This is a genomic window from Paenibacillus glycanilyticus NBRC 16618 (assembly GCF_004000805.1).
GTDB lineage: Bacteria > Bacillota > Bacilli > Paenibacillales > Paenibacillaceae > Pristimantibacillus > Pristimantibacillus glycanilyticus.
The window spans coordinates 1-9,348 of sequence record NZ_BILY01000033.1 but is presented as its reverse complement, the minus strand read 5'-3'; the positions used below and the strand labels follow the sequence as shown (position 1 = coordinate 9,348).

The window sequence follows — 9,348 nt, the reverse complement described above, 5'->3', positions numbered from 1 at the left end:
GACGAGTGACATGTTCAACAGAGCTAACAAGAAAGCGCTTCCAATTATGATGGGATCGCTGCTCGTCGTTGCTATTCTAATCGCATTCTCGACGATGTACGGACAAACATCCAACCCGGCCAAATCCCCGGCCGATTCCAATACAGCCCCGATCCAAGAAGAAGCGGAGGAAAGGCCCATAGCAGACAGCGATACCGACCGGCTGGTTATGGTTTTCCCCGCAGGCAACGTGCCGAAGGATCTGAGCCTTGTTGAAGATAAAATCAATGACTACCTCATGAAGAAAATAAACGCAACCGTGGATATCCGCACGATCGACATGGGCTCCTGGTGGGATAAGACGGGGCTGATGTTCGCATCCGGCGAGCAGATGGACATTATTTTTACGGCTGGCTGGATGCGCTTTGGTGACGAGATTGCGAAGGGCCGTTATCTGCCGCTGGATGAATTGCTGGACAAATACGGAGCGGGTATCCGCAAGATTCTGGATCCTTCCATTCTGGAGGCCAGCAAAGTAAACGGCAAGCTGTACGGCATTGTGACCAACAAGGAGTTTGCCTCCAGCAAAGGACTTGTGCTCCGTCAGGATCTGGTCGACAAGTACGATATCGATCTGTCGCAGGTCAGGACACTAGCCGATTTTGGTCCGATCTTCGAGAAGATTAAGCGGGATGAACCGGAACTGGCCCCGCTGCAAGCAAGGGCAGACCGCAGTCCGCTTACGTTTATGATGCAATACGGCATATTCGACATGCTGGGAGAAGGTCCGGGCGTTCTGCGCCGCGAAGGGCAGTCGACGAAGGTGCTGAGTATGGCGGAGACTCCTGAATTTATGGCGTACGCCAAGCTGCTATACGAGTGGAACCGGAAGGGTTACCTCAATGCGGATGCGACAACGTCGAAGGATAATGAATATGACGCGGTAAAAGCCGGCAATGCCTTCGCTTACGCAGAGTCGCTGAAGCCAGGCTTCGAGATTCAAGCCTCCCGGGATACCGGATATCCGATGGTAAGCGTAGAGCTGACGAGACCCTACACCACCACGGCGGATACAACAAGCGCGATGTTTGCGATCACCCGCAACGCGAAGCATCCGGAGAAATCGATGATGCTGCTTAATCTTTTGTACACGGATCCTTATTTGCTGAATCTGCTGGATTGGGGCATTGAAGGCATTCATTATGTCAAGAAATCCGACAACGTCATTGGCTACCCGCCTGGCGTTGACGCGAAGACGGTTGGCTATAATCTGAACCAGCCGTGGATGTTCGGCAATCAATTGAATTCCTACCTGTGGGATAACGAGAATCCGGGATTATGGCAGGAATACCGCAGCTTTAACGAGCAAGCGGATAAGTCGAAGGCGTTAGGCTTTGTCTTTAACCCGGAGCGGGTGAAGGCGGAGATTGCGGCTTCGATTCTGGTCGAGAAGGAGTTTATGCCGGCTTTTAACACGGGTGCCCAGGATCCGGAGAAAATCATTCCGATGTACGTAAGCAAGCTGAAGGCGGCGGGAGCCGATAAGGTTGTCCAGGAGAAGCAGCGCCAGCTTGATTTATGGCTTGCTGACCATTAGCTGCCGACAATGCCCCAATGAGGAGAGGAGGAAGGTCATGAGACAAGCAACGATGCGATCCAGACTGATACTTGGCTTTGGTCTCGTTATTATTCCTCTCGTCATTTTACTGTTGTGGAACAATCTTTACGCGACGAAGGTTGTCCATTCCCAGGTGGCGCAGTCGAACCGCAACATGCTCACCATGTATATGAACGATATGGACCAGGTTCTTGGCGAGATCGAGAACTATCTTTATAAAGCGGCGGAGCAGGATCAAAGCCTGATTTCGCTCAGCCAATACGATAAGGACAGCTGGGAGTATTATCTATCCACGACGCAGACGGCAAACGATCTGGATTTGAACATCAACTATTACGACGCGGCGGATGTGTTGTTCGCTTACGGCGGGAAATACAAGGAGCTTCTGGTCGCCCAGCAGCAATCCGTTACCTATGCCCGCAAGCAGGAGATACAATCCAAGCTGAAGGAGCTGCTTGCGGATCACGATCCGGCGCTTCGGGCGGGCTGGAAGGTAGTCGAGCTGAAGGGGCAATACGCGCTCGTCCGGGTCGTGGATACGAATTACGACTCCTATATCGGAGCCTGGATTGACCTCAACCGGTTGATGGAGCCAATCCGCCAGCTGGGTCAGGGTGGCAAGGCGGAAGCGCTTCTGGTATCGGGGGAGGGAAAGCCTCTTTCAACGGTTGGAACATCCATTCGCCAAGAGGTTGAAGCCTTTGACCTGACGGCTTATATGGACAACGGAAATGCGGCCTACAATATTGTCAAGCTTGGCAATCCGTATTTGCTTGTAGCCAAGAGCTCCCGGATGGCGGATATGAACCTGATCTTCCTGCTGCCGGAGCGCAAGCTTCTCGAAGGGCTTCCGATCTTCCGCAAAATGACGTATCTCATTCCGATGCTGGCGGCGATCATGCTGGGACTTTATCTCTTATTCCTGCAAAATTCGATCGTGAAGCCGATCCATCATTTCATTAAAGGGATGCGGAAAATCCGATCAGGCGACTTAAGCGTCCGGATGGAGGATTACAAGCTTCAGGAGTTTATCACGCTCAAAGAGACGTTTAACGGCATGGCCCAGCAGATTGAGCATTTGAAGATAGATATTTACGAGGAGCAGCTGCGGACGCAGAAGGCGGAGCTGAAGCATCTGCAAGCCCAGATACACCCCCATTTCTTTATGAATTCTCTCAATATCGTCTATCAGCTTGCCCAGATCAAAGACTATGAAGTCATCCAGAACATGTCCCTTCATCTTGTGAGGTATTTCCGGTTTACAACCCGTACTCAAGTATCAACGGTGACCGTGAAGGAAGAAGTCGAGCATATCTTCCATTATCTATCGATTCAGAAATACCGGTTCCCGGAGACGCTAGCTTTTGATTTCGAGGTTGATCCGGCGCTCGAGAAGGTCAATATTCCGCCCCTGACTATTCAGCCGATGGTGGAGAACGCAATGGTGCACGGCTTCTCGATCCGTACGGGCTCGCCGTTCCATATCCGGGTGAAGATATCGGCCGAGGGCGAAGGGGAGGACGCAGAGTTGATCATTGAGGTGGAGGATAACGGGAAAGGTCTAACGGAGGAGCAAATGGAGCAATTGCGCGTAAAGGTGCATTCTCTTGAACCCGGAGACGGCAGCTTGGGGCTGTGGAACGTTGTCCGGCGATGCAGGCTCTACTATAAAGGAACGGTCAGAATGGCATTTGGCAGCGCGGATCCGCAAGGCGCGGTTGTAACGCTCCGGGTGCCGAGATACAAAACGGGAGAAAGGGAGCCGGGACTATGATACGGGTACTTATTGTCGATGATGAGATCTATGCGGTAAAAGGACTCCGTTCGGGCGTACGATGGGAATTGATCGGGGTAGACGAGGTGCATGAAGCGTATCATGCTCCAATGGCGCAGCAGCTGCTGCTTGAACAGCCGATCGATATTGTCATATGCGATATCGAAATGCCGGAGATCAGCGGCCTCGAACTGATGGAATGGGTAAAAGCGCAAGGCATGCAGCCGGAGACAATCGTCTTGACCTGCCATTCCGAGTTCGAGTACGCCAAGCGCGCGATCCACTTAGGCAGCTTTGAATATTTGCTGAAGCCCGTTGTTTATACCGAGCTGGAGGAGACGCTGCTTACCGCCATCTCCCGGGTGAAGGAGAAGCGGAGAATAAGCGAGACCGACGACCAGTACAACAAGATCGTTGAGCTGTGGAACAGCCGCAAGCCGATGCTTGTGGAACGGTTCTGGCAGGATCTGCTCGAACGGAGAGTTTCAAGCAATCCGGACGCTATACGTCAGTCGCTCTCCGCTTACGATATGCGGATGAGTACGGTCGAACGGGTGCGCCTCATCCTAATCAGCGTGGAGAGCTGGGAACGTCCGCTTAACGAACGGGATGAGCTTATCATGGAATTTGCGCTGCGCAAATCGGCCGAAGAGCTGCTGCTCGAGAAGCTTCCCGGCAACGTTATCCAGGATCATCGGGGCAATATTCTTGTGGTGCTGCATCTAGGCGAGGTCGAAGCGGCTAGAGAGGAAATCGAGGCTTTGTGCCGGAATTACCTCGAAGCCTGCAGGCAATATTTCTATTGCCGACTCTCTTGTTATGTGGGTCAATTAACCGCCGTAACGGAAGTACTGCAAAGCTATCTGACGCTGCTTAACAAGGAATACCGCAATGTGAGCATGGCGGGCGGCGTAATCTGGAGCGAGGACCCGCTGAGCAATACGGCCAGACCAGCCGCTACCTTCACCGAGTCCATGCTGGATTGGGCGGATTTGCTGGAGCAGGGGAGCACGGCAGAGCTCTCTCTCAAGCTCGCAGAGTGGACCGATTCTATGGATTCTACGAAAGCAACGGTTGAGACGTTAACCGCTTCCTACCATGCGCTCTTGCAGGTCATCTATTACGCGATGCACCGCAAGGGGCTTCAAGCCCAGCAGCTTTACGAGAATCACGCCTGCTCCGGCGTGGAGACCGCAACCCGTTCCGTCGTACAGTTCAAGCTATGGGTAAGCTGCATAGCCGAAGCCGCGGGCAGTCTGTTTGCGAGAACGATGTCCGTTAGTCCAATTGTTCAAAAGGTAAAGGCGCATATCGCCGAGCATCTGAACGAAGAGTTGTCCCGCGAGCAGCTGGCGTCTATTGCTTTTGTGAATCCGGCCTATCTGTCCCGCTTGTTCCGGAAGGAGACCGGCATGGTACTGACCGACTATATATTGAAGGAACGAATGGAAAGGGCCGCGGAGCTGCTGGCTACGACGGACCGCAGCATCAGCGAGATTGCCGACGGGCTCAGCTACGGGAATTTCTCGTACTTTGCCAGATTGTTCCGCAAGATTCACGGAGTGACGCCGCAGGAATACCGCAAGCCTTACCGCAAAGTACAGTAATATCAACGGAGAAATCCTTTTTAACCCGCCACCTTTTCAGGTGGTTTTTTGTTTTTCCTTCATAAAATTTCCTTTCGCGGGCATCATGAAGTTAAACGAATTGGCGGGAGGATGTATATGGAGCATAACGGACAACCATTAGAGCAGCCATCGAAACCATTCGCATCCGTCAACGATAATTTAGCTTTTATCAAGCAGTCGCTTGGCTCGCCCAACGATTTGTTGATTCGTACGTTTCGAATGGCGGAGGGAGAAAAAGCGGCGGTTGTATGCATTGAGGGCCTGGCTGACAAGCAGGTTATTCAAAATCAGGTCATCAGCCAGCTGATACAAGTCAGCGGAAGCCATTTTACCCGTACGGAACGTACCGAGAATACCGGCCAAATGGATGATGAATACAGCAGAGGGCTGGAGGCGCAAACGACCGAGCAGCTGTCTCTGCAGGACATGAGGCGTTCTTCGGATTGGGATGACATTATGCTGACAATCCTGTCCGGAGACGCCGCTCTATTTGTGGAAGACATGGAAGAGACGGTTCTGATCGGAAGCAAGGGCTGGAAGAGCCGGGCCATAGAAGAGCCGCAGACCGAGTCGCTTATCCGCGGACCAAGGGATGGCTTTACGGAAGATCTAAGGACCAATACGGCTTTGATTAGAAGAAGAATCCGGGATCCCCATCTCCGGTTTGAATCCTATTGCATCGGAAGAAGATCCAGGAAGGATGTAACGGTCGCTTATATAGACGGTATCGTCAATCCTATGCTCGTGAACGAAGTAAAGCGGAGAATCAGTACGATTGACATTGATGATCCGGAAGGCTCCGGCTTTATCGAGCAATGGATCCAGGACCATTACTGGTCGCCCTTCCCCCAGATTCTGAATACGGAACGTCCGGATAAGGTGGCGGGTGCTCTGCTGCAAGGAAGAGTGGGAATACTTGTCGACGGTACGCCGTTTCAGTTGATCCTGCCGATAACGATAGCTTCCTTTATTCAATCGCCGGAGGATTATTACCAGAACTGGATACTATCCAGCGTTCTTCGGCTTTTGCGCGTCATGGCGGTGTTTGTGGCGTTATTCCTTCCGGGCATGTATATCGCCGTATTGGAATATCATCACGGGATGCTGCCGTCCAAGCTTGCCTTTTCCGTAGCGGGAACGAGGGAAGGGGTTCCTTTTCCGGCAGTAGTCGAGACTTTTCTGATGGAGGCTACCTTAGAGCTTTTGCGAGAAGCCGGGGTGAGACTGCCCAAATCGATTGGTCAGACTATTGGCGTTGTCGGCGGTCTGGTCATAGGCGAGGCAGCCGTAACGGCAGGCATCGTAAGTCCGGTCATGGTTGTTGTCGTAGCTGTAACGGCTATCGCTTCCTTTGCGATTCCTTCTTACGGCTTTGCCATTACCATCAGGCTTATGAGGTTCCTTATTATGATTGCGGCAAGCGTGTTTGGGCTGTACGGCGTCGTGCTTGCGATGATTGTCACTTGCATTCATCTGGTGAATCTGAGGAGCTTCGGTATTCCGTATACGGCACCGCTTGCTCCGCTGCGATTATCCGATTGGCGTGACCTTATTTATCGGCTGCCCGTTATACGCTTATCCCATAGGCCGGAGATTTTAGAAACGATGGATACGAAGAGACTGACCAAAAAAAGCAAAAGAAAGGGAACGCCATGAGAATTAACAGCTACGGCGAAAAGCCTCTGTCTACCTTGGAGATGGGCATGACTATCGTTTCCATGCTGGTTGGCGTAGGCGTTCTGACGCTGCCCCGCTCGGTGGCAACCTACACAAGCTCGTTTGACGGCTGGATGAGTATTTTGCTCGCAGGCGGCATTGCTCTTCTTGCCGGCTGGCTTGTCTCAAAGGTGGCGGTCCGGGCGGGGAACAAAAACTTTCTGGATTATTCCGTAACCTTGGTGGGCCGGCCGTTCACTTATCTCATTGCCGCTCTCCAATTCAGCTATTTTTTGGGGTTCTGCTCCTATGAGACGAGAGCGATCGCGAATATTTCAAAACAATATTTATTTGATAGAACTCCGGTTGAGTATATCTCCCTCGTTTTTATTCTTGTTGTCGTCTATGGTGTATCCGGCAGCAGATCGGGACTGCTTCGGCTTAATGTTTTGTTTCTGCCTTCCGTCCTTATTATGATTGTGATTGTCGTCTGTTTTGGATACAGATGGTTTGAGTTTGGGAATTTGAAGCCATTTATGATTACGCCGCCAATAGGCATTGCCCAAGGGATGAAGGAGGTTATTTACTCCTTGCTTGGGTTCGAGATTATTCTCTACTATATCGTGTTTATGGAACGCCCCGAGAAAGCGCCTAAGGCGGTTATGTCGGGTATTGCGCTGACGGTTTTCATTTACCTGGTTATCTACCAACTGGTCATAGGGATTTTCTCCAATATCGGAGCCATGAATATCGTTTATCCAACTATCGAGCTTGCTAAGGAAATCCAGTTCCCCGGCAACTTTTTCGAACGCTTCGAATCGTTGTTTTTTGTCATTTGGATTATGACGATTTACAATACGGCGGCAATGGGATTTGATTTGGCGAATGAGTGTTTGTCTTTTTTATTCAAAAGATCGACCAAACGTTACCGGTTGCTTATTATCGCGCCTATCGCCTATTTGATCTGTATGGCACCTGGGGACATGTCTCAATTCGCAACCCTTGGAAATATGATCAGTTATATGGCGATGCTGTCCGGCATTTTGTTGCCGATCTCTCTTCTGATGTTTGGAGGAAAGAAGAACAACAAGGAGGAGAAGGCAAATGACAAGAGCGGTGCATAGACGGATGCTGCCTTTGCTTTTAATGACTTCTGTTCTGCTGACAGGCTGCTGGGATCGTGTTGAGATTGACCAGCGCGGTTTTGTCGTTGGGGTAGGAATCGACGAGCCGGACAAGAAAGAGGGAGAGAAGCAAGGCAGCAACATTCAAGATCACGACACGCAGTCGCAGGATAAACAGAGCGGCGTTTCCTCCAAGCAGACTTTTAAGGTGCTCTACCAGATTGTTATGCCGGCAGGTCTGAGCACCAACAAATCGGACGGAAGCTCTGAGGGCGATAAAGCCTATTTCAATATGTCGGTGGAAGAAAACGCGATGGCTACCTCCATGGCCAAGCTTTCTCAGCGTTTAAGCCGCGCTCCTTTTTTTGAACATTTAAAAGTTATTATCATTTCGGAAAGCATTGCCCGTAAACCCCAAAAATTTGCTGAAGCCATTGATTTCTTCTTGCGGGAGAGTCAGATGAGGCGGTCAACCAGGGTGATGGTCACCCGGGATAAGGCGGGAAATATTCTGAATACGCATCCGCCGGATCAGAAGCTGCCGGCACAATATCTTGAAGAGCTGTCGGATAATACGAAGGAAAGCTCGAGGATTTTGCCTGAATCGCGTATCGGTGATGTCCATGAATTTCTGCTCAAGCACAAAAGCTTTGCCATTCAGGGGGTTATGAACGGTAACCGGAACTACTCTACAGTAACGGAAGCCGCAGTCTTTAACGGAACTTCGAATCAAATGGTTGGTTTCTTGAATTCTAAGGAAACTGCCGGGCTTAACTTTATGGAAGGGCACGTTAAAGGCGGTCAAATTAAATTCACCTTTGAAGACCGGCTAGGCGTATTCAGCATCGAACGCGTGAGCAGGAAGTTAGATTGTACATTTGGCCGGGATAACCTGCCTTCTTTCATTTTTCATATTGAAGTGGAAGGGTCTGTGGACGAGGTGTTCCATGCGCCGGATACGTTGAAGGAGCCTGCTATATCCGCAATGGAAACCGGCGTTCAGAAGGAAATCGTTAAATTGATGGAGTCCACGGCCAATAAACTGCAGCATGAATATAACTGCGATGTAATGGGACTCCGCGAATATTTGTTCCATAATCATTACAGATGGTTCAAGCAGCATGAGAACCAGTGGGAAGAGGAAGGCAAACTCTTTTCTACCCGCCCGGTGCAAATGGATGTAAAGGTAAGCGTAAGGAGAAGCGGCAACATTAATTTAACGGAGGACTAGAATGGATTTGTTAAAGAGAATGATCGGACTGCTGCCGTCGGCCAGTATATTGTTCAGTGCTGCTCTATGCGTGATCATCCCGATGTGCTTCTATTGGGTATCCAACCGGATGCGCAGACACGATCCTCCATGGAAGCAAGAAATGCCCGAGGATGAATGCAGCCAAACGATGCTGCCCGCCGGTTCTTCTAATGATCAATATGAAGAGTGAGAGATAAAGCGTAATTAATTTTGAAAAAAAGCTTGCAATCGCATTGCGATCTATGATATATTCTAATTCCGGCCGAGAGAGACAAGCGGTTCGGACGAAAAGCTGAACATCATTGAGAAATTCGATG

7 protein-coding genes are annotated in these 9,348 nt (G+C 50.6%); all 7 read left to right on the top strand.

All coding sequences use genetic code 11. The features are described 5' to 3' along the window. The first annotated feature begins 10 nt into the window (after window positions 1–10). The gene (locus PGL01S_RS22465; RefSeq protein ID WP_127496810.1) at window positions 11–1,576 is read left to right on the top strand and encodes an ABC transporter substrate-binding protein; all 1,566 of its coding nucleotides are present in this window, start codon (window positions 11–13) and stop codon (window positions 1,574–1,576) included. A gap of 37 nt (window positions 1,577–1,613) precedes the next feature. Next, the gene (locus PGL01S_RS22460; RefSeq protein ID WP_127496809.1) at window positions 1,614–3,371 is read left to right on the top strand and encodes a sensor histidine kinase; all 1,758 of its coding nucleotides are present in this window, start codon (window positions 1,614–1,616) and stop codon (window positions 3,369–3,371) included. Next, window positions 3,368–4,978, top strand: a complete 1,611-nt coding sequence (locus PGL01S_RS22455; protein WP_127496808.1) for a response regulator transcription factor — start codon at window positions 3,368–3,370, stop codon at window positions 4,976–4,978. Before PGL01S_RS22460 ends, PGL01S_RS22455 begins: the two co-directional genes overlap by 4 nt. 117 nt (window positions 4,979–5,095) lie before the next feature. Further along, window positions 5,096–6,655, top strand: a complete 1,560-nt coding sequence (locus tag PGL01S_RS22450) for a spore germination protein (RefSeq protein WP_127496807.1) — start codon at window positions 5,096–5,098, stop codon at window positions 6,653–6,655. Then, window positions 6,652–7,779, top strand: coding sequence for a GerAB/ArcD/ProY family transporter (locus PGL01S_RS22445; RefSeq protein ID WP_127496806.1), 1,128 nt, complete (start codon window positions 6,652–6,654; stop codon window positions 7,777–7,779). Before PGL01S_RS22450 ends, PGL01S_RS22445 begins: the two co-directional genes overlap by 4 nt. Further along, a complete protein-coding gene (locus PGL01S_RS22440; protein WP_127496805.1) occupies window positions 7,760–9,010 on the top strand; it encodes a Ger(x)C family spore germination protein in 1,251 nt (416 codons plus the stop codon). Before PGL01S_RS22445 ends, PGL01S_RS22440 begins: the two co-directional genes overlap by 20 nt. Window position 9,011: 1 nt before the next feature. Next, window positions 9,012–9,221: a hypothetical protein gene (locus tag PGL01S_RS22435; RefSeq protein ID WP_127496804.1), complete on the top strand. Its 210-nt coding sequence runs from the start codon at window positions 9,012–9,014 to the stop codon at window positions 9,219–9,221. Window positions 9,222–9,348 lie beyond the last annotated feature (127 nt).

Coding starts and splice junctions, on each gene's coding strand:
- PGL01S_RS22465 (WP_127496810.1), top strand. CDS start 11: ATGTTCAACAGAGCTAACAAGAAAGCGCTTCCAATTATGATGGGATCG.
- PGL01S_RS22460 (WP_127496809.1), top strand. CDS start 1,614: ATGAGACAAGCAACGATGCGATCCAGACTGATACTTGGCTTTGGTCTC.
- PGL01S_RS22455 (WP_127496808.1), top strand. CDS start 3,368: ATGATACGGGTACTTATTGTCGATGATGAGATCTATGCGGTAAAAGGA.
- PGL01S_RS22450 (WP_127496807.1), top strand. CDS start 5,096: ATGGAGCATAACGGACAACCATTAGAGCAGCCATCGAAACCATTCGCA.
- PGL01S_RS22445 (WP_127496806.1), top strand. CDS start 6,652: ATGAGAATTAACAGCTACGGCGAAAAGCCTCTGTCTACCTTGGAGATG.
- PGL01S_RS22440 (WP_127496805.1), top strand. CDS start 7,760: ATGACAAGAGCGGTGCATAGACGGATGCTGCCTTTGCTTTTAATGACT.
- PGL01S_RS22435 (WP_127496804.1), top strand. CDS start 9,012: ATGGATTTGTTAAAGAGAATGATCGGACTGCTGCCGTCGGCCAGTATA.